Source organism: Reinekea marina (assembly GCF_030409715.1).
Classification (GTDB): Bacteria; Pseudomonadota; Gammaproteobacteria; order Pseudomonadales; family Natronospirillaceae; genus Reinekea; species Reinekea marina.
This window is the reverse complement of record NZ_JAUFQI010000001.1, coordinates 2925320-2948385: the sequence shown is the minus strand read 5'-3', so window position 1 is coordinate 2948385 and position 23066 is coordinate 2925320. Positions and strand designations below refer to the sequence as shown.

The 23066-nt window shown below is 44.7% G+C and carries 26 protein-coding genes; 12 read left to right on the top strand and 14 right to left on the bottom strand.

The window, feature by feature from the left end; genetic code table 11:
• Nucleotides 1-32: 32 nt before the first annotated feature.
• The 3 genes from QWZ13_RS16175 to QWZ13_RS16165 are packed head-to-tail and all read left to right on the top strand — an operon-like array spanning nucleotide 33 to nucleotide 3224.
• Nucleotides 33-1271: an ABC transporter substrate-binding protein gene (locus tag QWZ13_RS16175; protein ID WP_290283395.1), complete on the top strand. Its 1239-nt coding sequence runs from the start codon at nucleotides 33-35 to the stop codon at nucleotides 1269-1271.
• Between the two features lie 25 nt (nucleotides 1272-1296).
• Nucleotides 1297-2370, top strand: a complete 1074-nt coding sequence (locus tag QWZ13_RS16170) for a carbohydrate ABC transporter permease (RefSeq protein ID WP_290282685.1) — start codon at nucleotides 1297-1299, stop codon at nucleotides 2368-2370.
• Between the two features lie 11 nt (nucleotides 2371-2381).
• The gene (locus QWZ13_RS16165; RefSeq protein WP_290282684.1) at nucleotides 2382-3224 is read left to right on the top strand and encodes a carbohydrate ABC transporter permease; all 843 of its coding nucleotides are present in this window, start codon (nucleotides 2382-2384) and stop codon (nucleotides 3222-3224) included.
• 62 nt (nucleotides 3225-3286) lie between these two features.
• Here QWZ13_RS16165 and QWZ13_RS16160 read toward each other — a convergent pair whose 3' ends face one another.
• On the bottom strand, nucleotides 3287-5188 hold the full coding sequence (locus tag QWZ13_RS16160; protein WP_290282683.1) for a VacB/RNase II family 3'-5' exoribonuclease: 1902 nt from the start codon (nucleotides 5186-5188) through the stop codon (nucleotides 3287-3289).
• A gap of 111 nt (nucleotides 5189-5299) precedes the next feature.
• On the opposite strand from QWZ13_RS16160, the gene QWZ13_RS16155 reads away from it, so the two are divergent.
• Nucleotides 5300-5494, top strand: a complete 195-nt coding sequence (locus QWZ13_RS16155) for a hypothetical protein (protein WP_290282682.1) — start codon at nucleotides 5300-5302, stop codon at nucleotides 5492-5494.
• A gap of 21 nt (nucleotides 5495-5515) precedes the next feature.
• On the opposite strand, the gene QWZ13_RS16150 is transcribed toward QWZ13_RS16155, so the two are convergent.
• Both QWZ13_RS16150 and QWZ13_RS16145 read right to left on the bottom strand, forming a co-directional pair.
• Entirely contained in the window at nucleotides 5516-6586 is a 1071-nt protein-coding gene (locus QWZ13_RS16150) for a tetratricopeptide repeat protein (RefSeq protein WP_290282681.1), read from the bottom strand.
• Nucleotides 6576-7979, bottom strand: coding sequence for an adenylate/guanylate cyclase domain-containing protein (locus QWZ13_RS16145; RefSeq protein WP_290282680.1), 1404 nt, complete (start codon nucleotides 7977-7979; stop codon nucleotides 6576-6578). The genes QWZ13_RS16150 and QWZ13_RS16145 overlap by 11 nt, the downstream gene beginning before the upstream one ends.
• A gap of 84 nt (nucleotides 7980-8063) precedes the next feature.
• Between QWZ13_RS16145 and QWZ13_RS16140 the strand changes: the two genes are divergently transcribed.
• Complete coding sequence (locus QWZ13_RS16140; protein ID WP_290282679.1) at nucleotides 8064-8435, top strand: hypothetical protein; 372 nt, start codon at nucleotides 8064-8066, stop codon at nucleotides 8433-8435.
• A gap of 32 nt (nucleotides 8436-8467) precedes the next feature.
• Here the strand turns inward: QWZ13_RS16140 and QWZ13_RS16135 are convergent, their stop codons facing one another.
• From QWZ13_RS16135 to QWZ13_RS16110, 6 genes are all read right to left on the bottom strand, one after another.
• Complete coding sequence (locus tag QWZ13_RS16135; RefSeq protein ID WP_435407424.1) at nucleotides 8468-8674, bottom strand: Trm112 family protein; 207 nt, start codon at nucleotides 8672-8674, stop codon at nucleotides 8468-8470.
• A complete protein-coding gene (gene yidD / locus QWZ13_RS16130; protein ID WP_290282678.1) occupies nucleotides 8661-8864 on the bottom strand; it encodes a membrane protein insertion efficiency factor YidD in 204 nt (67 codons plus the stop codon). Before yidD ends, QWZ13_RS16135 begins: the two co-directional genes overlap by 14 nt.
• Before the next feature lie 57 nt (nucleotides 8865-8921).
• Nucleotides 8922-10325 carry a cysteine--tRNA ligase gene (gene cysS / locus QWZ13_RS16125; protein ID WP_290282677.1) on the bottom strand — a complete coding sequence of 468 codons (1404 nt, stop codon included), beginning with the start codon at nucleotides 10323-10325 and terminating at the stop codon, nucleotides 8922-8924.
• On the bottom strand, nucleotides 10285-10416 hold the full coding sequence (locus tag QWZ13_RS16120) for a hypothetical protein (protein ID WP_290282676.1): 132 nt from the start codon (nucleotides 10414-10416) through the stop codon (nucleotides 10285-10287). The genes cysS and QWZ13_RS16120 overlap by 41 nt, the downstream gene beginning before the upstream one ends.
• On the bottom strand, nucleotides 10376-11233 hold the full coding sequence (locus QWZ13_RS16115) for a 6-carboxytetrahydropterin synthase (RefSeq protein ID WP_290282675.1): 858 nt from the start codon (nucleotides 11231-11233) through the stop codon (nucleotides 10376-10378). The genes QWZ13_RS16120 and QWZ13_RS16115 overlap by 41 nt, the downstream gene beginning before the upstream one ends.
• Before the next feature lie 131 nt (nucleotides 11234-11364).
• Nucleotides 11365-11715 carry a rhodanese-like domain-containing protein gene (locus QWZ13_RS16110; RefSeq protein WP_290282674.1) on the bottom strand — a complete coding sequence of 117 codons (351 nt, stop codon included), beginning with the start codon at nucleotides 11713-11715 and terminating at the stop codon, nucleotides 11365-11367.
• Nucleotides 11716-11808: 93 nt separating this feature from the next.
• Here QWZ13_RS16110 and greB point away from each other — a divergent pair, with 93 nt between their 5' ends.
• Complete coding sequence (gene greB, locus QWZ13_RS16105; RefSeq protein ID WP_290282673.1) at nucleotides 11809-12279, top strand: transcription elongation factor GreB; 471 nt, start codon at nucleotides 11809-11811, stop codon at nucleotides 12277-12279.
• A gap of 33 nt (nucleotides 12280-12312) precedes the next feature.
• Here the strand turns inward: greB and QWZ13_RS16100 are convergent, their stop codons facing one another.
• The 5 genes from QWZ13_RS16100 to QWZ13_RS16080 all read right to left on the bottom strand — a co-directional run bounded on the left by QWZ13_RS16100 (nucleotide 12313) and on the right by QWZ13_RS16080 (nucleotide 17100).
• Entirely contained in the window at nucleotides 12313-13581 is a 1269-nt protein-coding gene (locus tag QWZ13_RS16100; RefSeq protein ID WP_290282672.1) for a sensor domain-containing diguanylate cyclase, read from the bottom strand.
• A gap of 136 nt (nucleotides 13582-13717) precedes the next feature.
• A complete protein-coding gene (gene mnmC / locus QWZ13_RS16095; protein WP_290282671.1) occupies nucleotides 13718-15673 on the bottom strand; it encodes a bifunctional tRNA (5-methylaminomethyl-2-thiouridine)(34)-methyltransferase MnmC2/FAD-dependent 5-carboxymethylaminomethyl-2-thiouridine(34) oxidoreductase MnmC1 in 1956 nt (651 codons plus the stop codon).
• 2 nt (nucleotides 15674-15675) lie between these two features.
• Nucleotides 15676-16026 carry a hypothetical protein gene (locus QWZ13_RS16090; RefSeq protein ID WP_216000048.1) on the bottom strand — a complete coding sequence of 117 codons (351 nt, stop codon included), beginning with the start codon at nucleotides 16024-16026 and terminating at the stop codon, nucleotides 15676-15678.
• A gap of 51 nt (nucleotides 16027-16077) precedes the next feature.
• A complete protein-coding gene (locus tag QWZ13_RS16085) occupies nucleotides 16078-16755 on the bottom strand; it encodes a TIGR04211 family SH3 domain-containing protein (protein WP_290282670.1) in 678 nt (225 codons plus the stop codon).
• 42 nt (nucleotides 16756-16797) lie between these two features.
• Complete coding sequence (locus QWZ13_RS16080; RefSeq protein WP_290283393.1) at nucleotides 16798-17100, bottom strand: YciI family protein; 303 nt, start codon at nucleotides 17098-17100, stop codon at nucleotides 16798-16800.
• A gap of 121 nt (nucleotides 17101-17221) precedes the next feature.
• On the opposite strand from QWZ13_RS16080, the gene QWZ13_RS16075 reads away from it, so the two are divergent.
• From QWZ13_RS16075 to QWZ13_RS16050, 6 genes are all read left to right on the top strand, one after another.
• Complete coding sequence (locus tag QWZ13_RS16075) at nucleotides 17222-18088, top strand: PHP domain-containing protein (protein WP_290282669.1); 867 nt, start codon at nucleotides 17222-17224, stop codon at nucleotides 18086-18088.
• Between the two features lie 60 nt (nucleotides 18089-18148).
• Nucleotides 18149-18772 (top strand): L-threonylcarbamoyladenylate synthase, encoded by a 624-nt coding sequence (locus tag QWZ13_RS16070; protein WP_216000052.1) that lies wholly within the window; start codon nucleotides 18149-18151, stop codon nucleotides 18770-18772.
• A 142-nt stretch (nucleotides 18773-18914) separates the two neighbouring features.
• Entirely contained in the window at nucleotides 18915-19736 is an 822-nt protein-coding gene (locus tag QWZ13_RS16065) for a segregation and condensation protein A (RefSeq protein WP_290283392.1), read from the top strand.
• Between the two features lie 2 nt (nucleotides 19737-19738).
• Nucleotides 19739-21052 carry an SMC-Scp complex subunit ScpB gene (gene scpB / locus QWZ13_RS16060; RefSeq protein ID WP_290282668.1) on the top strand — a complete coding sequence of 438 codons (1314 nt, stop codon included), beginning with the start codon at nucleotides 19739-19741 and terminating at the stop codon, nucleotides 21050-21052.
• Entirely contained in the window at nucleotides 21039-21890 is an 852-nt protein-coding gene (gene rluB / locus QWZ13_RS16055) for a 23S rRNA pseudouridine(2605) synthase RluB (RefSeq protein WP_290283391.1), read from the top strand. Before scpB ends, rluB begins: the two co-directional genes overlap by 14 nt.
• The gene (locus tag QWZ13_RS16050) at nucleotides 21887-23065 is read left to right on the top strand and encodes a BaiN/RdsA family NAD(P)/FAD-dependent oxidoreductase (RefSeq protein WP_290282667.1); all 1179 of its coding nucleotides are present in this window, start codon (nucleotides 21887-21889) and stop codon (nucleotides 23063-23065) included. Before rluB ends, QWZ13_RS16050 begins: the two co-directional genes overlap by 4 nt.
• Nucleotide 23066: the final 1 nt, after the last annotated feature.

The following is a 23066-nucleotide window of genomic DNA, read 5'->3' as shown; positions in this document are numbered from 1 at the left end:
GAGGCAAAAAAATGAAACGACTAAAAACAGGTATGGCCATTGCGGTCGCCACTGCAACCATAGCGACGTCTAACCTCGCATTTGCGGATGACACCGTATTGCAGCTGTACACATGGCGCGAACAAGACCAGGCTCTATTCGATTACATCAATGAAAACGATCTAATTCCTGGTGTAGAAATTAAGACCAATGTTTATAACGGTGCAGGTGAGCATGAGACTAAACTCCGTATCGATTTCCAAACCAATCGACCTGATCTATATCACGCAAAAGCAGGCACTGCATGGATTCAACCTTGGATAGATGCAGGCGTAGCTGCGCCAGTGACCGATTTAGGCATAAACTTAGATAACTTTGGCGATGCCGCACTGTTTGGCGCGACCGCGGCCGATGGGAAAATATATGGAGTGCCCTTTGTTATGCAAATGCAGTCTATTTTGTACAACAAAGCGGTAGTTAAAAAAGAGCCTAAAAACCTAGAAGAATTAGAAGCGTTGTTTGCTGATCTTAAATCTCAAGGTATTGTGCCGTTGCATGTGGATGGTCGTGATGCTTGGTATTTGAATCAAGTTTTGCACGAAACTATTTTGGCTGGTATGACCAGTGATGAATGGTCTCAAAAGGTGGTTGTCGGTGAGGCTTGCTTTACGGATGATGTCTATGTCGATGCAATGGAGCGCTTTAAATCGTGGCAAGATAAGGGGTATCTAAACCCAACGCCTTTGGCAGATGATTACGGTGCAATGAGAACCGGTGTAGCATTAGGAACGTCAGCAATGATGGTCGATGGTATTTGGTCAGCAACACCTGCGTCACCTATGTACGAAATTGACCCGTCACTTGAACTTGGTTATATGGCGATTCCAGGTGCCAGCAATAAAGTTTACGGCTTCGTTGATGGACACATTGCGTATAACCCAAATAGCGAGAAAAAAGCGGCGATCAAAAAAGTGCTTGAGTTCTATACCACCAAAGAATTCTCGCAACTATTTGCTGATACAGTAGAAGCGATCCCCGCGTCGACTCATAAAATAAAAGTTGAAGTTGATCGTGTGAACCAAGCCGCGAAGTTAATTGGTACGAATGCTTTGCCTGGTTTACCATTTTTTACGCCAGCACTAAATGGCGGCGAGCCAACTTACCAGGCTCTAACGGCTGCAGGCTTGCAGGAGTTACTGGCAGGAAAGTCTACCGCTAGAGAAATGGCGGAGAAAATTCAGAAAACTCTGAACAGCCAAGGTTACATCGGCGCTGCTAACTGCGCATTGTAAAAGTGTTTAGGGTTGCAAGCTCATCTTGCAGCCCTTTTTTACGCTAAACTCTTTATTAGTTATACCTTCCTTTCGCGTTAAAGAAGTACCTAAGATGACTCAATTGAACCAACAACACAGCAGCAGCCCGAAACCTCAGCTCTCCGGTAAGGCATCCACCCAACCATCGCTTGAGTCGACAGCTTCACCTCGTTTCAGTTTCAAAACTATTCAGAATATTCAGCGCGCTTTTTTACTCGCACCGGGTGTTTTGTTGTATGGCATTTTTAACTTTATTCCGTTGATGGGCTTGTTTTACATTTCTATGGTCGATTGGCCAGGCATTGGCGAAAAGAAGTTTGTTGGCCTAGACAATTTTAAAAAAATATTGGGTGAAGAGTATTATCGAGATCAATTGTTTAATGCGCTCGCTCAAAACGTCATCTTTTTTATCGTAATCATTGGTTCATTTTTGTTAATTGGCACTGGCTTGGCCATGCTACTCAGTTTTAAAACCTGGGGGCGTAAAACCTACCAAATTATCTACTTTTTGCCTTATCCAATGGCAGGGGCAGCGGTTGCTTATTTATTGGATTTATTTGTTCATCCAAGAGGGCTATTGAATGCAGCGTTGGTTAAATCGGGTGTGACAGACTTGCCGATTCCATTTTTAGGATCAGAAGATACGGCGCTCGTTACGCTTGCGCTGTTTTATTCATGGCACCGCATGGGTTTTGCCATCATGTTGATTTTATCCGGTATTTTAGCGGTAAGAACCGACTTATTAGAAGCCTCTATGTTAGATGGCGCGAACCGTTTTCAGTCTATTAAAAATGTGGTGCTTCCGGTGTTAGGCCCGGCCTTTATTCTCATAACGGTTATCACGATGGTCGATGTTTTTAATAACGCTGATTACACCTTATTGATTATGGGACCAGAAGCCGGTCCGTTTTACTCGACAGATATTATGGGTACCTTTCTGTTCCGCTCTGCTTTTGGAGCATCGGTTGCAGCCTCAGATGCAAACTTTGGCTTGGCTGCGGCGATAGGATTAGTCACTGCGTTAATGATTTTGCCTGCTGCGCTTTTTTTAGCATTGCGTAACTTACGAAATAAATAATAGGCCTTCTAATGGATAAAATTTTCAAACTCAGTAAAAAAGAACAATTGGTCGTTCAGTTTATAATGATTGCCTGGGCAATTGTGGTACTTATCCCTTTTTTGTCCGCCGTTATGAATGCATTGAAACCAAACGTAGGGCAGGTTTTCCGTGATCCATTTGGGTTTCCTGATCCGGTCACATGGGGCAATTTTGCAAAGGCTTGGGTTAATGCAAACTTTGGGCAGTACTTTGCTAATTCAGCTTTTATCGCATTGATCAGTGTGGTCATTGTTACTTTTTGTTCTAGTACAACGGCCTTTGTGTTGGCACGAATGCCATTTAAGGGCAGTACGCTTATTTTTGTATGTTTTATGATTGGGGTTATTATTCCTATACGCTTAGCATTAGCGCCTTTGTTCGATACAGTACGTACGTTAGGGTTATTAGATTCGCTTTGGGGTGTTATTTTTGTTCAAAGTGCGAGCATGATGCCGGTCGCCGTATTTATATTGGTGAGTTTCTTTAAAACCATATCGAAAGAAATTGAAGAAGCGGCCATTATGGATGGAGCAATGCCCTTTACGGTGTATTCCAAAATTATGCTACCGCTTATTAGACCTGCGCTCGCTACCATTGCTTTGTTAACGTTTGTGCAAGCATGGAATGAATACTTTTTGCCTCTTATTTTTATTCAATCGGAAGAGTTGTACCCATTAACTTTAGGGCTAAAGCAATTTAACCAACAATATGCCATTCAATGGCACATGATGTTTGCTGGTATTTTAATTATGATGGCGCCCACAATGATTGCATTTGTATTAGCATCAAAGCAGTTTATTTCAGGGTTAACCCAAGGCGGTGTTAAAGAGTAGTGTGAGTAAGTTCAGTTGACTTAGAGTAGGCTTGCCCCGCATTGAGCGGGGCTTTTTTTAACTTACTCTACTAAAGTAAAGACAATACCTTGCTCGTCTATTTTCGTAACTTTAACGGATAGCTCATCATTTAACTTATAACTTCGGTTCTCAGATTTAAGCATCATTCGGAGTGGGTCGTAACTGAATTTTTCATCGCTGCGCTTCAAATCTAAAAAGCCCATGATGCCACTGTCTTTAATTTGTAGAATTAAGCCATTTGCGGTTAAGTGATTAACTTGTACTTGCCAAGTTTGTTCCGGTTGTTGCTCTAACCACTGCTGGCCTAACCGCTTTTCAATACTATTTGATATATTTCGAGCAATGTACCCATTTTCATTAAAGTGCTGCACAAGTTCTTCAGATACATCACCTTCTTCACCCTTTAGTTTTTGCTTAATGAGGCGATGCATTACTAGGTCTGAATACTTCCGAATAGGAGAGGTTACCGTGCTATAGGCACGCAAACCTAATCCGTAATGCGGTTTAGATGTACGCTGCCATACACCACGTTCGAATCGTTTGGTCAGCAATGTCGCCAGTGGAAAATCTTCAATTTGGTGGGCTTGTTGAATGATACGTTTAAAACCTTCTAGAGTGGTTGCATCTTCATCGGCTACCGAAGGGCAGAAATCACGGAGCAACCCTTTTAACTCGGTGTGTCTATCGCCTTTGAATCCTGCGTGGCTCATAAATAAACCAGGACTATTTTCAAACCAAAGCGCGGTTAAATAATTCGTTGCTATCATTGCCTCTTCGACCATGCTGCGAGCGCTGTTCCGAGATTCTTTAACAATATCGGTGACGACCAGGTTGTCATCTACACGAATACGATAGTCCGGTCGATTCACCATAGGGTTCGCGTGTGTTTGGCGCCAATTACCCAGTGCCAAAGTACAATCATTCAATTCATTCATGAATGCATATTCATCTGGGGTGCTATTGGTGTCGACCCATTGGCTCACATCGTCATAGGCCAGTTTTGCGTGGTTCTTCACCAAACTTGGTGTAATTGCGAGGTTTGAAGGCTCACCGGATTTGGCAATATCCATTGAAAAAACCAATGCTGGTTTTATTTCACCTTCTTTAAGTGACATCGCGTCATTCGATAAAACAGTAGGCACCATGGGTAAAGTTACCCCGGGTAGGTAGCAACTGGTCAGTTGTTTTTTTGCGCGTTCATCTAAAATGGATGAATCCGGTAAGTAAGCACTTGCATCGGCGATGGCGACTTTTAAGTGCCAACCATGATCTGTTTGTTGTGCAAAGAGGGCATCGTCCATGTCGAGTGTCGATTTTGAATCAATGGTGACAAAGGGAATGTCTGTGGCATCGATGTAATCTAAAGACGTTATGTCGAGTCCGTTTGCTAACGCTGTTGCTTCAGCTGTCTCTTGGTCGGTAAATGTCATTGACAAGTCGTGCTCTAACAGCGACATGGCATACCAGGTTCGGTTATCGTTAGCATCGCCAATGGTTTCGAGTACTTTAGCCTGCGCCTTCCCTGTTTCCCAAGGGTGTCTTGTTACTTGCGCTTTTACTATTTGTTTCGACTTAGCCTCGTTTACGTGGCTAGGGGGTACAAACAGCCACCCTGAAAAGTTTGACTGCATGGGCTCAACACCTTGCGCTTTACCTCTGACCACAAAGGTACCCATAAATTCTTTTAAATCACTGTTCACCAAAGACTCAAGAATGGCCTTAGTTTTATTGTCGGCCTGCTCTTCAATAATAAATGTGACTTTATCACCTGGGAAAACTTTGCTCATTTCATCGGGCGCTAAAAAGGTTTCTGTGCCGTCTTCAGCTACAACAAAACCAAAGCTTTTACCTGTTCCTTTTACAGTTCCGGTAAATGTTTCTTTGTTTGCTTGAATTTCTGTTTTAAGAGCGTTTAATACATCGAGTGATTTTAAATCTAGCATGAGTCTCAGTGATAAATAACGATTTAGGCTGCAAGTATATAGGCTGTCGTTGGGATTCCCACTGTTTTTAGCGATTGCTTAGGGTCTAATTTAAGGTGATTGGGAGTTTAAATGGGTAATGTACAGTCGTTGGCTGCTTTCAAGAAGGCTAAAACTAAGGCCAAGGCGGCAGGGGTCACTTTATGTAAAAATGGCCACCATAAGTGGTCAGTAGAAAAAGAAACAACGTTCGATAGCAAGCAGGGTAAACTGGTCAGTCGATATCGTTGTGTGCGTTGTAATAAAACGAAAGTGAGCTCGAGTTAATTTATCAAGCTCATTTAATCATTAGGGTGCTTCTGAGCTATTTGGTTCATCTGACCAGCGCTCTAAATTGCCTAAAAATGTACGCGCACGCTCTAAGTTCTGAGCGATAGTATTGTTACCTGGCGCCAACCTTTGGGCTTGCTCCCAACTCTCTATAGCCTCGGCAATCAGCCCTGAGTTGTACAGCTTGTTGCCGCGTTGAGTTAAAGCTTTTACGCGTTGTAGTTTTAACAGTTCAAACCTGTCTTTGTAGGCTTTAGTTTCTTCAAACCCAAGCGCGCTCATTTCGTTAATGATTCGTTCTGCGCCTAAGTAGTCATCATGTTCAATTCGGTTTTTGTAGCTTTGCACTAGCTCCGGCCATTGATCATCGATCTTTTTCACGTTGTTGTTTCTCGCATCTCGGCGCTGTTGTTGTTCAAACGCTAACACTTCTGACAGCAGATCTTCACTTAAGCTATTTGGCGCGGTTTGTATTGATAAGGTTAATGCTTCTCGCGCTTGAACCGCCTGTTTATCTTGCCAATACCGGGCACCTAAGACATAGAGCTCGCGTGAGGTTTGCTTGGCTTGGCTATTAAAGTTGTTGAAGGTGGTAGAAGCAAAAAAGCGAGAATTTGCATTGTAGAGCATAGACTCTTGGTGTGGCCGGGCGGTAATGAAGTATTTTGCTTTCGCTATCAAAATGGCAGCCTTGTCCATCTCAACTCGCGCTAACCGTTTATCATCATAATAACGGCGTTGTTCAATTAATTCAGGTGCACTGGGTAATCGTTGTAGGGCCTGGTCTATGAGATTAGTTGCTCCAACCCAATCTTGCGTAGCAGATAAGCCATCGGCATCGTTCAGTACTTTTTTAATAAAGGCTGAACGTTCCTTTTCTAATGTTGAGGTTAGGGCTTTCAATTGCTGATAGTTTTGGTGATCTGCCTCGAGCTTAGAGATGGTTTCAAGGGCAATGTCGTATTGATCGTTCTCTCGCCATATTTCTACTTGCCCAACGAGACCAGCTTGCTGGGCATAAAAGCTTGCGCAACCGCTAAAACTTATAAAAGTCAGAAGGAATAAAACGTATAAGTAGTTATTTTTCATTATTTGATTCAATTTGGTCGACAACTAAAGTATCAATGGCATTCGTAAAACCTTTAACTTGAACTTGCTGCGTTTGGTGCGTACTAATTTCAAAGCCATTTTTATTTGCTCTAACCGACTCAATAAAAGCTCGGTCAGTTAATATTTGGCCGCAAGGTGCTTTGTCGCATAATCGCGCCGCTAAATTCGCGGCATCTCCAACTACAGAGTAGTTTAGTCGTTCTGGAGAGCCCAGCAAGCCGGCTAACACCTCACCAGAGGCTAATCCTATCCTGATATCGAGCCAAGGTAGTTTTTCTTGTTGCCGTTGTTTATTTAAAATCGCGATGTCATCCCTAATTTGCACAGCACAGTTAAGCGCGTGTTGACGGTGTTGAGGATCATAAGAAGGGCAGCCAAATACCAACATGGCGCAATCTCCAATGAATTTATCTACGTTACCTTGATGAGCGTGGCAGGTATTGGCAAATTCGGTGAAATAAAAATTGAGCACATCGGCAATAACTTCAGGGCTGTGGTTGTTACTAAAGTTTGTATAGCCAACCAAGTCGACAAAAATAATACTGGCCTCAACCCGCTCCCCTTGTAGGGTAAAATCTTCATCCTCTCGAGACATGTAGTTTTCAGCGACAGAGGATGAAACAAAGCGAGAGATGTTTTTTTCGAGCGTCAACTTTTGTTCAAGGCCATCGGCCATATTGTTAAAAGCCGATTTTACGGCTGTAAATTCTCCTGAATAATCACCTCGCATACGAAAACTTAGCCGACCAGAGGCAATGGCTTCGGATGCACTGATGATTTCTAAAATGGGTTTACTTAGGTTACGGCTAATGCGAACAGCCAAAAGCATGATGGAGAGCACCATCAGTGCCACTAGCGTTAACCCTGAACTGACAATAAAGCGTTGGTTTTCAATTAGCTGGCTTTTATCTAAACCAATCCAAGCCACTCCGCCGGTTACGCCGTTGAAAACAATCGGCTGATAAAACCAGCCAATGTTATTTTCATCGAGTGCGAACCCGCTTTCTTGCGTATTCATTCTATCGTAGAGCCAATGATTGGGTGGTTGAATGCCCGAACCCGTCACAATTTCTTGATCTTTGTTGACGATGACTGTGGAAAGGACATCGGTTTGTTCACTGATATTTTTAACCAGTTGCCCGAGCTTTAGCTCATCTTTAACAAACACAAGTTCAATAGCGTTGGTGGCCAATTGGTTTACTAAAGTGGTGCCCATCACATTGAACTGCTCTTCCATTAAAGAAAACTGACGATAAACCATCGGGTAACCCAATATGCCAGCACTGAGCAGAATCATGCTGATCATTGATAAAGCCAATTTTTGCGCGAACGTCAGTGTGAACACATTTAAATCTCGTAAGGAATGCCCCAATATTAAAGGACTTTAATGAAAATTACTCAAGGTAGCCTAGTTGAAATAGAATTTTATGCGCTGGTTCACGCTTTATAGGTCTTTTTGACTTGTTTTATGGCTTATGAGAAGCCTAAAATACAGGCTATGGCCAATATAGAACTTATTCTCCCCTACCTTTTAGCCATACAATGGATTGTCGCTTGCTTATTTGTTCCAATTTTATGTTGGTACGAAGGTTTAAGTACGTCTAAGTTTTGTGTAACTTGTGCCGTCATTTCAGGCTATGGTGTGCAGTTTGGATTTTATAAGTTGATGGATGGTGCTGGCTTTAGTGATGCAACACTCATTATGTTCAGTGCGATGGCGGCTTATATTTGGATTCACTATTTGGTGCGTGCATGGCCCGATAAAAAAGAAATCACCAACGCAACGACACCTACCGCTACAGAAGACAATACCGCTCCTGCCAATTAAGCTATTTCGAAAGTTTAGCCTAAGTCGTAAACTTAAGCTTTTTTACTGTGCCAAAATTCAAATTCATCTTGGCTTAATGCGCGTGCTTCATCTTCTAACATCACCGGTATGCCATCACGTACAGGGTAAGCCAGTTTAGCTGCCGTAGAAACTAACTCTTCTTTTTCATTGTCAATTTGTAGCGGTGTTTTTGTGACCGGACAAACTAAAATCGTTAACAAGTGTTTATCGATGAGCATGGTCATCTTCCTCAGAGTCTAAATTAAGTGGAACGCCAGGCACGGGGTCAAACCCTCCCTTGGCTCCAGGATGGCAGCGGCCAATTCGCTTTATAGCAAGCCAGCCGCCTTTCAATGCGCCGTATTTTTTTAATGCAATTAATGCATACTCAGAACACGTTGGGTAATATCGGCAGCGTGGTCCAAGCATTGGGCTGATCACCCCGCGGTAAAAATAAACTAAAGCGATCAGCGGCCATTTCATGCGCTAAGCTTCTCGTACCCATTGAGTGCCTTCGCGCGTGTCTTTAATTTGAATGCCCGCACTGGCAAGTTCATCTCGTATAGCATCGGCTCGGGCAAAGTCTTTTGCTTTTTTTGCTTCGACGCGTTGCGCAATTAATGCTTCAATTTCTTCAGCAGGCATGCCGTCGGCGGCATCGCCTTGAAACCAATCGGTAGCGCTAAGCTGCCCAATATTTAAAAAGTCTGTGATGGCAAATATTTCACCTTTCAATTCAGCCTTTTCAAGTTCGTCTTCAGTTTTGAAAAAACGATTGGTTAAATCGTGCAACGACGCGATCACTTTGGGCGTATTCAAGTCGTCTAGTAATGCGCTAATGGCAGGTAAATCATTCAAATTGCTCGGTGCGACAGCTTCAATATTGGCGGCATCTCGTTTAATGGTATACAAACGATCGAGAAGCAGCTTGCTTTGATGCAATAATTGAGCGGACCAATTCATATTTGAACGATAATGTGCAGAAAGCAGTGCTAAGCGAACTAATTCAGGTGGTTGCTCGGCAAGCATGTCTCTCAACACAATAAAATTGCCCAAAGACTTTGACATTTTCTCGCCTTCGATATCGAGCATGGCGTTATGGACCCAATACTTCGCGTAACCATGGCTTTCATCAGTGCAGCACACTCCTTGAGCCAATTCGTTTTCATGGTGGGGAAACAATAGGTCGGTGCCGCCACCATGAATGTCAATGGTATCGCCAAATAAGGCTTGGATCATGGCCGTACATTCGATGTGCCAGCCTGGTCGGCCTCGTCCCCATGGGCTTTCCCAACCGGGTTGATCTTCATTCGATGGCTTCCAAAGTACGAAATCCATTGGGTTTTTCTTATAAGATGCCACTTCAACTCGAGCGCCAGCAATCATATCTTCGGTATTACGCTTAGACAGTTTGCCGTAATCGGGCATCGAATCGACAGAGAATAATGCGTGGCCATCAGATGCATAGGCATGACCGCGTTCAATTAACTTTTCAATGGTCGCAATGATGGGTTCAATATGACCTGTGGCTTTTGGCGCATGGGTTGGCTCTAAATTGCCAAGTTTCGCCATGTCGTCGTCATAAGCCTGAATGTATTTATCGGTAATGACAGAAATATCTACGCCTTGTTCACTGGCGGCGGTATTAATTTTGTCATCGACATCGGTAAAGTTACGCGCATAGCTCACCTTTGGGTACAGCAATGAGAGTGTTCTATACAACAAGTCATACACCAGCGCTGAACGGCCATTACCAATGTGAATATAATTGTAAACCGTCGGTCCACACACATACATGGTGACGTGGTTTGGGTCTTGAGGGGTAAAGGGCTCTTTTTTGCCAGTTAGGCTATTGTGCAATACCAAGGACATGCGCGTTCCGTTTGTCATGTGACAGATTAAGTTTAGTCGGCCATTGTATAATAGTTAGAATGGTATTTTTAGTCCGAAAGTGCAATTGCACCTTTACCGACTCCTTCAAATGCCCGAACCGTCCATTCGTGGTTTGGGAATTCATTTTTTATTAAGTCACATAAGTGCGTAGCGATAAGCTCTACCGTGGTATCCGTATGCATGGTGTAGCACTGAGCCGGGTTAAGCCAAACATCAAAACGGCCTTGTTCAGCTTCGTAGCCAACATGCATCAGGTGGTCGTATGGAGCGCTGCTTAATATGTCTTCATCGGTAATGAGGTAGATGTCATGAAATTTTTCGGCAATATCCGCTTCAACTTGAAGGTCACGTTGACCGTCTTTTAAGACAATAATTTTAGATCGGTGTCCGTGGCAAATGCGCTGGCAATCACCTAGGTGTTTTTTAAGACCGTGCGAGTAGTGATACAAAGCACCGACTATTTCTTCAGCTCTTAAATTGAGTTTCACCTGTTTCACATTGCTCGGTACTAAGCTATTGAGGTGGTTCTCAAGTAATGGTCTGGCACTATCAATGGAGACTTTATCGCTGTCGATCAGGAAAACGGAATCTCTTGGTCCTTGGTAAGCAAACTGGACTTCATCTTGCACCTGATAAGCAATGCGGATCTCGTCATTAAGTTCAAGGTGTTCAACGCTTAAGCCAGGCAGTTGCTCTGGAACGACCAAGGTGTGATCCATTCCGCCATCGAGTGCGGCTTTGAGCAGTTTTTTAACGTGCCCAAAATCGAACACCATGCCTTCATCGTTTAATTCGCCCAGAAGCTCGACATCGACAATCCAGCTTTCGCCAACAACGCCTCTGCGTGGGTGAAAATAACTAAAATCTAACACAGTCAGATTATCAACAAACAAACGATTCAACACAGACAGAAAGCTCCAATTAGACTAGGGATTAACGCATCGTACCCACAGTATAGCGTGGCGGGCGATTCTACCAGAAACTCAGCGGCTCGCTAAGGTAAAATGCTAAAAATTGACCAACTAGTCTAAAAATTTCAAGCTTTAAGCTTTTTATAGGCAATTAAACCATTTGAGATATAGGTTGCGCGTAAATAACCCATTTGCTTCAATGCCGCGGCCGAGAGTGCTCCTCGGTTATTGGCGTTGCAGTAACATATAATTTCTGTGTTTAAATCTGGGATTTTTGACTCTACAATCATTTCTAATTTGCCACGGCTAATATTTAACGAGCCAGGAATGTGCCCTTGTAAATGCTCGTCTGGATCGCGAATATCGAGTGCAATGGCACCCCCAGCAATGCGTTCATCGACAATATCTGGAGCAATGCTGTTCACCTGCGACATGGCATGGTCGGCAAGTGCTTGAAATTTTTCAGTATATTTCATGTTTGTGCGCCTATTCTAATTTAGATTTTTCTAATATAAATGAGTCGCGCTGTTTTTTCAATAATTCTTTTTTGTTTGAAGTGAGAGTCAACGTTGAGAACACCGTTAATTACCCGAGAAGGGTACGAAAACCTAAAGCAAGAGTTAGAAACCTTGTGGAAGGTGGAGCGCCCTGACATTACAAAAAAAGTAACATGGGCTGCAAGCTTGGGCGATCGCAGTGAAAACGCTGACTACCAATATAATAAAAAGCGCCTAAGGGAAATTGATCGTCGCGTTCGGCACCTGAGAAAGTGTTTGGAGTACTTAAAAATAGTTGATTTTCAGCCCGAACAAGAAGGAAAGGTGTATTTTGGCGCCTGGGTAGAAGTAGAGAACGATAATGGAGATGAGCTGAAATTCCGTATTGTGGGCTACGAAGAGATTTTTAACCGTAAAGATTACATCTCAATCGATGCACCAATGGCGAGAGCTTTACTGAAAAAAGAAGTTGGCGATGACGCCGTAGTGAAAACTGAAGCAGGGGAAGTCACTTGGTATATCAACAGTATTCACTACGGCTAACGCTAGATTAAAAAAGGAGCACGCCCCTTTGATTTAAGCCAGCGATTCTTCTGGTGTTTTTTGTAAAGTGGGTTGCTGGCGAAGCTTTATCACTTGCGCTTGTCGAATCAGCATTTTAGGTAACGTGCCAGATTGTGGGTATTGACTGTAACCTAGCCCAAAGCGAACGTGTATGTTGGCTATTTTGCCTGCGGATGTTTGTAGAAGTTTTTCCGACAAAATCCGGGCAGACTGCTTCAGGCTAGCCAAGCCTGATTCTGGCAAAACAGCCACAAATCCATTGGTGTTATATCGGGCTAAAAAAGTATTTTCAGGGATACTTCGTTCCAATATGCGTGCAAACTGCTTAGCAAAATTCTGAGCCGTTTCTTCACCCTTGGTTCGGACGATGGTTCGATAATCGCTGAGCTCTACATAAATAATGTCAAACGCGCTCGAAGGCTGGCCTGCTTTTTCAACTAACAGTCTTTCTAAGTGCTTCTCTAGGGATGACCGGTTAGGAAGGCCACTGCTGGCATCTATGAATGCAGACTTCATTACCGCCGCATCTCTGGCTTCTTGTTCGCGTTTTGAGCGCTCAATGGCACGGTAATCTTGATAAGCAATGTAAACGAGCAAGAGTAAAAATACAGAAGAGGCAACGGCCGTTGGAACGCCCATCCAGTTGCCGCGTAAGGTGTTTTCAGCAGAGCAAATGGCCCCTACCAAAAAAGTTACCGCAGACATACCTGTATAATGCATGCCGCAAACGGCAATCCCCATGATGAGAGCAGCCGAAAGACGTGCTAATAAGCTGTATTTAACCGGTACTAGCTCAATATTCCGGCAAATCAACAAGGCGGCAAAGGAAGCCGCGACCGCTATAATGCCGGATAAAATAACTAAAGGAATATTATAAATGATGCCTGGCGACATCTGCATAGCAATCATGCCACTGTAATGCATAGCAAATACGCCCATGCCAACCAGAAGTGCACTTCCTGCGAGCTGAAATAATGAAACTTTTTCTAAAGTGATAACCCATAAACCTAAGCCAGATGCAATGAGCGCAACAACAAAAGAAAAGACGGTCCAAGTGACATCAAACGTCATTTCAAAATTGGTGTGATAGGCGCTCATACCAACGAAGTGCATGGACCAAATACCTCCGCCTAAACACAAAGCGCCAGCGAAGAAAGAGAAGGATTTGAAGCCCGATTTTAGACTACGAACACGACCGCTAAAGTAGATAGCGGCAAAAGAGGCAATAACAGCGACACAATATGAGGCGAATACGAGTGTTAAATCGTAAGAGTCGTTCATTAATTTTCCTTAATTATTGAAACAAAATGGTGGTTATTTAAACAAACAATGGTTTAAGGGCGCGCAAATTACAGAATTGAACGGCGGTTGTCTATAGGTTGAACAAAATTAGTTGTTTATTTTGACAAGTACTACTTTAGAGGGCTTTTTTACGCTTCGCGCGCATGGCGTTTCGAACCACAAAGCGGTTGGGGTTTAGGTGGTCCGCAATGGTTTGAGACACAGGGAAAGGCTCGCCGTTGATCATCGCTGCCAGTAGTTTTGCGCTTAAATGGCTAGAGCACAATCCTTTTGAACCGTGTCCAACATTGACCCACAACCCCTTTATATGAGCGGCAGGGCGCTCTTTATGGGCTCTATTGCGTTGCAATGGGAGGGTAAATTGGTCGGCTAGCTGCGCTGCAGGGCTCATTGCCCCCACCAGAGGTAAATAATCGGGCGTAGTGCAACGTACCCCGGCTCGTGCTCGAAGAACTTTGGGTTGGCCCGTCAATAACGACGGTACTCGCAGCCTTAACCCTTCAATGTTGTCGTCATTTTCAGATTCAAAAGTTTGAGTCTCAGTTGATTTTAGCCGAAATGTACTGCCAATGGTGAGTCGGTTATCGAAGGTGGGCATGACATATCGGTCTGTGCATATCACAGCTTTAAGTGCTTGGCTGGTTGGCGTAGCGGCTATTTGTGTTACTTGGCCAGCAATGGCATTTAACGGTAAGTGCTCGGTTTGAGTAAAGTTAATCGTGTTATAGGCTGAGCATAGGACCACTTGATCAAATTCAAATTGCTCATCATTTGCATTGAATAGGGTCCAACCCGTTGATGTTTGTTTTATCGAAACAATGCGTTGATTGAGCTTACATGGAATTTCAGTCAGTAAGTATTTTACCCAGTCTTTAGGGCTCACCCAGCCGCCTTCTGGAAACCAAAGACCCGGGTTGTCTAGGTCGGTACCTAACAGTAGCGATAACTCACGGCTATTTTTCACCTTCGCTAATTCATCAGGAATATAGTCAGAGTCGGCAATATCGTTGAGTCGTTTTAGCTCACGCTTATCATGAACCAATTGAACCAAGCCACAGCTTTGATGTGGCACGCTTTTGGGGAGGCGAGCTAAGCTTTTTTGGGCCGTTACTAATGCTTGAATATAAAATTGAGTGTTGTGGTTTGCACTCGCCGATAACTTAGCATAGACCGCACCTTGCTCGTTGCCTGATCCACCCGAGGCTAGGTGATCAGCTTGCTCGAAAACGGTTACTTGATAACCGCGTTTGTTCAACTCAAAGGCGGTTGTAGCGCCAGCAATTCCGGCTCCAATGATGGCAATGCGTTTTAATTGGTTTGGTTTTGGAGAGGGAAGCTCTGAGCTCGGCCAGCCCGTTATGGGGTTAGGGCCGCAAACGCCTATAAATAGGCCTTTCACCATTTCACGTTTTAAGCCAAATCCTGGCTGCTTAGATATGGAAAAACCAGCGCCTTGTAAGGCATCTCTGACCACGCGAGCCGATGTGAACGTAGATACCGTTGTGTCTGATTGGCTTAAGCGTGACATTTGCTTGAACAGTTCAGGCTGCCACATATCGGGGTTTTTACTCGGCGTAAAGCCATCTAGAAACCATGCATCGACGGTTGCTGACACTTGCTGGTAGGCTGAGGATGCATCGTCGAGGATAAGCGTTAAATTTACTCGGTCAAATTCCAGTAGGTGAAAGCCTTTCACCAGAGGCGGATACTGTTCTTGAAGTAGCTTGCTTAACGATTCGTTATGGGGGCCTTTTTGGTGTGCAAGTTGTAAGTCACTTCTCGATAATGGGTATTTTTCACAGCTTATGAAGCTCAGACGAGCGGTTTTAGGCGCATGCTCAAGGAAGCATTGCCACGCCAATAAAAAATTAAGGCCAGTGCCAAACCCTGTTTCTGCGATGGTGAAATGGCCAAGCTCTGGTAGGTTTCGAAAGCGATCCACCAACTTATTTGGAGAAATAAATACGTAGTTCGATTCCTCAACGCCTAAGCCGTTCGAAAAATAGTAATCATCAAACGCAGCCGATTTAGGCGTACCATCGGCCATAAAGTAAATGTCGGTATTTTTCATGTCTAATGCGTTTGAGGAAGTGAAAGTGCCTTGTTTAGCCAGTGCTCGAAATGGCTTTTAGGTAGCACCACATCACTCACGGAAAACATGCTTAAATCATCTAGTGAATATTGTGTGGCAATAAAGAGTTCCCATTGAACTATTACATCGTCGGCCAAGTCTAACGCGTCGGCTGGCGTTAAAGGAATGCTGTCATCGTCGTTTAGATCATACTCTTCAGTAAAGCGAGAGCACCATTCCACGATTTGGAAGTGACTATAGCGAGACATGGTGCCTAGCAACCCTTGGCTGAGTAAATCAACAAGGTTTTCCAGCGTGTAGGGTTTTAAAATGGGATCAGACGACCAGGCCATTGAGAAGAGTCCAATAAATTCAATGGCCTAAGTGTACATTAAGGGAGTCTATTAAGACCAGCCATCTCGGCGACGGCGTGCAGTGACACGAGGCAATAAAATACCTAACACTAAACCGAGAATAACCAACGCAGCCCCTGTATAGAGCATGGTGTTGTCGTTAAATTCTTTGTTGGCGATGTTCTCGGCAATGGCAACATCGAGCTCGTTGCTGAGTTTGGCATTTTCCTCAGCCAGCAGCTGGTACTGTTGGTCTAAATTAATAGCGTTTTCGCTAATAGCCTTGATGCGGTTCAGTTCTTTCGTTAATTCGGCATTGCTAGCCCGTAGGCTGCTCAGTTCACCTTTGACATCGCCTTTATCGGCGGCAAGATCATTGTATTTCTTCTCTATAGACTCAAGCTGTTGTTGCAATTGGGCTTTTTCAGCCGCAAGTGATTCGGCTAAAAGGCGACCCGTCGGTTCATCTATGAGGTAACGGCTTGGTATCCAGCCTTCAAGTCCGTTTTCAGTACGGACACGATAAAAGTCGCCATCTTCTGGTTTTTCTAACACTTCCATGCGTGTGCCCGATTGGACGGTTTTGAGAACGCGAAACTCATTCGATGGTCCCGTTCGCACGTTTACCCATAGGTTATCGCTAAGCCAGACTGTTTCAGCGTAGGCTGAAATAGAAGAGGTTAAAAATATTGCTAATAAAAATGTCTTAGCCGCGCGTCGAAAAAGCATGAATGGATGTCCTATTTAAAAAAATGAATGAAAAAATAAACGTTAAGCCGGAAGAACCTTTTTAAAAGGTTTTACCACGACCTTACTGTAGACGCCAGCTTCTATATATGGGTCGGCATCGGCCCAAAGCTTGGCATCTTCTAAAGCATCAAATTCGGCTATAATTAAGGAGCCAGTAAAGCCCGCATCGCTTGGGTCTTCGCTGTCAATGGCGGGGTTCGGTCCTGCCACCAATAATCGGCCTTCAGCTTGAAGTGCTTTTAAGCGTTCAACATGAGCTGGACGTACTGAAAGTCGATTTTGTAAGCTGTTTGGGTGATCTTCTGCGATAATGGCATACCACATGATAAAGTTTCCTAAACTAAACGGTGTAAAGTGCTTAAGGTACCCGTCTAGGGCGGTTGTTTGCAACCGAGGATGTTAAATTTTGCAAACTAGTTTCACTAATTAAGGGCATTGAATGCACGTGAATGTTAAACAAGACTGGGATTTACACTGCCACAGCCAGTTTTCAGACGGAAAGTTAAGCTGCCCAGACTTATTTAATTTGGCGGTAGAGCGGGAAATTAAACATTTAGTCTTAACCGATCACGACACGGCGGCGGGATATCGAGCTGCAATAGACAATAATTGGGTACCCAATTCGCTCAAGCTGCATCCTGGCGCAGAACTATCGTGTGTATGGAAAGGTCGCTCCATACATGTGGTCGCGCTGGGTATCGATGTTCAATGCGAAGGTTGGTTAGCCGTAGAGCAAGCCTATATTGAGCGAAGAGAAAAACGGTTTGAGCGAATATTATTTGTGTTAAGGCGCGCTGGTTTTGAATGCGATGAAGCCAGAATTCGACAAATTGCTGAACCAGGCCCTCCTGCGCGGCCTCAAATAGCGCAATATTTGGTCGAAACAGATCAGGTTAAATCGACCGCCCATGCCTTTAAAAAATGGTTAGGCCGAGGGACCGTTGGCGATGTAAAGAGCCAGTGGCCAGAGCTTGACGAAACGGTTAAAACGATTACACAGTTTGGTGGTTTAGCCGTCATTGCACACCCGCACCGTTATAATTTAACGTGGACAAAATGCAAAGAAATGCTCGATGACTTTAACGCTGCCGGTGGCGAAGGCATTGAGGCGTCGTGTGTGGGCATGAACCCTAACATGCGTAAGTTTTTAATCGAACAAGCACAGCAACGGGGCATGTATATCAGTGGAGGGAGTGATTTTCATAGCCCAAACACCAGTTGGTTAAAGCTAGGGTATTTTCCTCAGTGGCCTCGTCCTGCTAAGCTGGCTAAAGACTGGCTGTTAGCCAATTCACAATTACAGGGTACCTGACTAGTATCGAAAATAGCTTCAAGGTAAAATGACACTCAAATTACCTTGGCGGGAGCCAACATGAGCCAATTTTTTGTTATTCATCCAGACAATCCGCAAAAGCGCTTAATTAGCCACGCGGTGGAAATTTTGAAAAAGGGTGGCGTAATAGCCTACCCCACTGATTCTGCCTATGCCTTAGGTTGTTTGATGGGCAATAAAGAAGGCCTCGATACCATACGACGCATTCGTCAAATTGATGAAAAACATAACATGACGTTGGTGTGCCGAGATTTATCCGATTTATCTGTGTTTGCCAAAGTAGACAACGCAGCCTTCAAGTTGCTAAAAAATAACACGCCCGGTCCCATCACGTTTATTTTGCAAGCCACGAGTGAGGTGCCTCGACGGTTACTGCATCCAAAACGCAGAACAATCGGGTTGAGAGTTCTAGGAAACTCCATCGCTTCAGCTCTTTTGGCCGAACTAGGCGAGCCTATGATGAGCACCACGTTAATTCTTCCCAATGAAGACCAACCGATGGCCGATCCTTATGATATTCGTGATTTATTAGAGCACGAACTCGATTTGGTAATTGATGGCGGTTTTTGTGGTTTTGATGAATCGACCATTGTCAGTTTAGTAGACGGTATACCTGAAGTTCTTCGAGTTGGTACCGGTGACGCGACGCCATTTCAAGGGTAACCCTATGACGATCGAACCGACCGATAATACCTCGACGCAGTCAACTGAAACTGTCTCAATAGCCAGTGATTTTGTAGGGCCCCAGCCGCTTTTTGACGAGTCTGCGGCACCCGTACCTGAAAAAGCTCCATCGCATAAACAGATGGCCTTGAAAGCGTTACGAGCGCGTGCTGTCGCTGAGCAGAGTGAATTGCCATTGGCGGTTGTCGGTGGCGAGACGATGACGCAAATCCCTATCGATTTATACATTCCGCCCGATGCATTAGAAGTTTTTTTAGATGCTTTTGAAGGTCCGCTCGATTTATTGCTCTATTTAATTCGTAAGCAGAATTTGGATATTTTAAATATAAACGTGTTTGAAATAACCAAGCAGTACATGGACTACATAGGCTTAATGCACGCCTTACAGTTCGAACTCGCATCGGAATATATGGTTATGGCCGCCATGCTGGCCGAAATTAAAAGTCGCATGCTACTGCCACGAAGCGGTGAGCTGGAAGAGGATACTGAAGAAGATCCACGTGCCGAGTTGATTCGGCGATTACAAGAGTACGAGCAATTTAAAGAAGCGGCCGAGGGAATAGACCAAATGCCGCGAGTTGGGCGTGATATTTTTGTCGCCGATGAAATGCGTCCCGACTTCAAACGTCCTAAATTGCACCCCGATGTTGATATGCGCGAGATTATGCTTGCAATGAAAGAGGTGATGGGTCGAGCCGAAATGTTTGAAGGCCACGAGATTCAAAAAGAGTCCCTTTCAACACGTGCAAGAATGGCTGAAGTGTTAGAAGAGCTGCAAGGTAAAGCGTTTGTCCCCTTTATTACTTTGTTTCGCCCAGATGAAGGCCGCGTAGGCGTGGTCGTCACCTTTTTAGCTATTATGGAATTGTCGAAAGAGCAACTGATAGATTTAGTGCAAAATGAGTTGTTTGCCCCCATTCACGTTAAAGCCCGATCGGAATAACTATGTCTGATTTTCCTGAACAATCTAACAATGAAGAATTGACTCAACCGGAAACGAGTGAGCAAGAGGCTGCTGTTGCCAATGAGGCGACAGATGAGTCATCGCTAAATGAGCAAAAAGTAGCGCTGAATGTTGAAGAAAAAACTTCAGAAACTGAACTCGATGCTGAATCCACTGCTGACCCAGCGGCACATGATTTTTCCGAAAACTCTGAAATCGAACCCGAAGCAGTGCTTGAAGATGAGTCTGAAAATGAAAAAGGCGATCCTTATGGCGGGCATTCTCATGAAGCGCTTAAGGTTATCCTTGAAGCGGCTATTTTTGCATCGGGAGGCATTTTATCCGTCAGTCATTTGCGCGATTTATTTGAATCGCATGAGCGCCCCCACGGCAAAACTATTCGCTCGGTCATGGCCGAACTTATTGCCAGTTACGAAGGCAAGGGTGTGCAGTTAGTCGAAGTGGCCAGTGGCTATCGTTTTCAAACCGACGCCGACACAGCACCTTGGGTATCGCGCTTATGGGAAGAAAAACCCCAGCGTTATTCTCGAGCGCTCATGGAAACCATAGCGTTAATTGCTTACCGCCAACCCATGACCCGTGGTGAAATCGAAGACGTTCGTGGCGTTGCGGTGAGTTCAAATATTATTCGTACACTCTTGGAGCGCGAGTGGGTGCGCGTTGTTGGCCACCGTGATGTTCCAGGTAGGCCGGCGATGTATGCGACAACGCGTCAGTTTTTAGATTATTTTGGTCTAAAATCACTTGACCAGCTGCCAAGCCTGAGTGAAATACGCGATTTAGAAGAAATTAACCCTCAGATGGAAATGGAAGGCACAGAGGTTACCGAGGAAAGCCAAACGGATAATCAGTCTGAAATTACCTTTGGCGCGCTCATTGAAAAAATTCGAGATGGGCAAGCCTCCGGAAAAACCGGCAGTGAATACATTGATGAGCATCTGGATGGCGAATTGGCGCAAATGGATGATGTGAATGAACGGTTCGAAGGTGCGATGGAACAAGCGAGAGCCGAGCATGAACACCCCGATTTAGCCCTAGATGAGGACGAAGTGTCTGAAGCTGGCGCAAGCAATAACAATGGTGAAGTTGGTGAACCGTCTGATGAGCAATCTATGGTCATTCCACCACAACAAGAAGGCGCACCTGCAGAACCAGAACAAACCAACGATGCTGAGCAATCTCCGCTCAGCGAAGAAGAGCAATGGGCTATGATTCAAGAAAAATTAGCCCAACAACAAGCGCTGCTCGACGCTCGTGAGAACGACGATCCGCGTGAGGAAGATGAAAATGAGTGAAGAAAGAATTCAAAAAGTATTGGCGAAAGCGGGCGTGGGTTCGCGCCGAGAAATGGAGCGCGCTATTGAAGAAGGGCGTGTTTTAGTCAATGGGCAAGCCTGTAAATTAGGCGATAAATGCGGTCCGGAAGACGAGCTTCGTCTAGATGGAAAAGCCGTTAAAGTTGAGAACACACAAGTTAGACGCGTGTTGGTGTACAACAAGCCAGAAGGCGAAATTTCTACACGTAAAGACCCAGAAGGGCGTCAGACAGTATTTGATCGATTGCCCAAAATCCCTGGCGAACGTTGGGTGGCTGTTGGGCGATTAGATATAAACACCTCTGGTTTGCTCCTATTTACCAACGATGGGGAATTAGCGAACCGTTTAATGCACCCATCGCATCAAATTGAGCGTGAATACGCAGTGCGCGTGCATGGTGATGTGACGCAAGAGCACATTGATAATATGTGTAATGGCGTAGAACTTGACGACGGTCCTGCAAAGTTTACCGACGTGCAATATTTCGATGGCAGCGGCAGTAACAATTGGTTCCACGTAGTAGTGCTTGAAGGTCGTAACCGAGAAGTACGTCGATTGTGGGAAAGCCAGGGTTTGCAAGTTGCCAGGCTTAAGCGCGTTCGTTACGGATCTGTATTTTTAGAGTCAACCGTGCGAGCAGGAACTTTCGAAGAGCTAACTAAAAAAGATATTGATCGCTTAGCGGCCTCCGTTGATTTACCAAAAATGGCCTGGAAACCTATTGTTAAAAATAAGTTTGATCCTCTAAAGCGAAAAATGGAAAAGCAACGTACACGCCGTTCGGTTGAAAACAAAGGGCGTCGAATCAAGAAATGATTGAATACGACGTCATAGTAATAGGGGCCGGCGCTGCCGGCCTTTTTTGTGGCATCGAAGCCGCAAAACGAGGTCGAACGGTTTTAGTGGTCGATCACGCCAATAAGGCCGGAAAAAAAATACTTATGTCTGGCGGTGGGCGGTGTAACTTCACTAACCTAGATATAACGCCAGAAAACTATCTATCGGCCAATCCCCATTTTTGTCGCAGTGCACTGAGCCGCTATACCCAATGGGACTTTATCGGTTTAGTTGCAGGTGCAGGCATTGATTATCACGAGAAAGAGCTTGGCCAGTTGTTTTGTGATCATAGTGCTAAAGATATTCAACAATTGTTACTTTCTGAGATAGAGCGAGCGGGTGGTAACGTGCAGCTCAATACAGATGTCGCTGAGATACAGGCAAGTGGCTCAGGCTTTAATTTAACTTTAAATGCGACTCCTGCGCATTGTCAGTCGCTTGTGGTTGCGTGTGGTGGATTATCAATTCCGACGATGGGTGCAAGTGATTTTGGTTTTCGAATTGCGGAACAATTTGGCCATGAGGTTCTCAGTTATCGAGCGTCGTTAGTGCCTTTTACTTGGAATAATAAAAATAAAGCTCAATGGTCCGAGCTATCTGGCGTTTCATTACCGGCGACTGTGACCAGCGCGACAAAGTCATTTTCACATGATGTTCTGCTCACGCATCGGGGTTTGAGCGGACCTGCAATGTTACAAATTAGCAATTATTGGCAACCGGGTGAGCCTTTAACGATTGACTGGTTACCCAGCATCAATGTTGCTGAGCAACTGCAAAAAGATCGCCACGAACACGGTAAAAAACAATTGAAAACCTGGTTAGCGCTTCACTTGCCGGCAAGGTTAGCAGAGTTTTTTGTTGCAGAGCTAAAGCTGCAAAAGACCTTAGCGGAGCTCACTAAAGCCGAAGTACATCGCTTAGCGCAATGGTTAAATGCTTGGGAATTTCAGCCCGGCGGCACCGAAGGGTACCGAACCGCCGAAGTAACCATTGGTGGGGTAGATACGCTAGAAGTATCCTCAAAAACCATGGAGAGCCAACGCCAATCAGGGTTGTTTTTTATAGGTGAAGTGCTCGATGTTACTGGCTGGCTGGGCGGTTATAACTTTCAGTGGGCTTGGTCAAGTGGTTGGGCGGCCGGCCAGCACTGTTAAC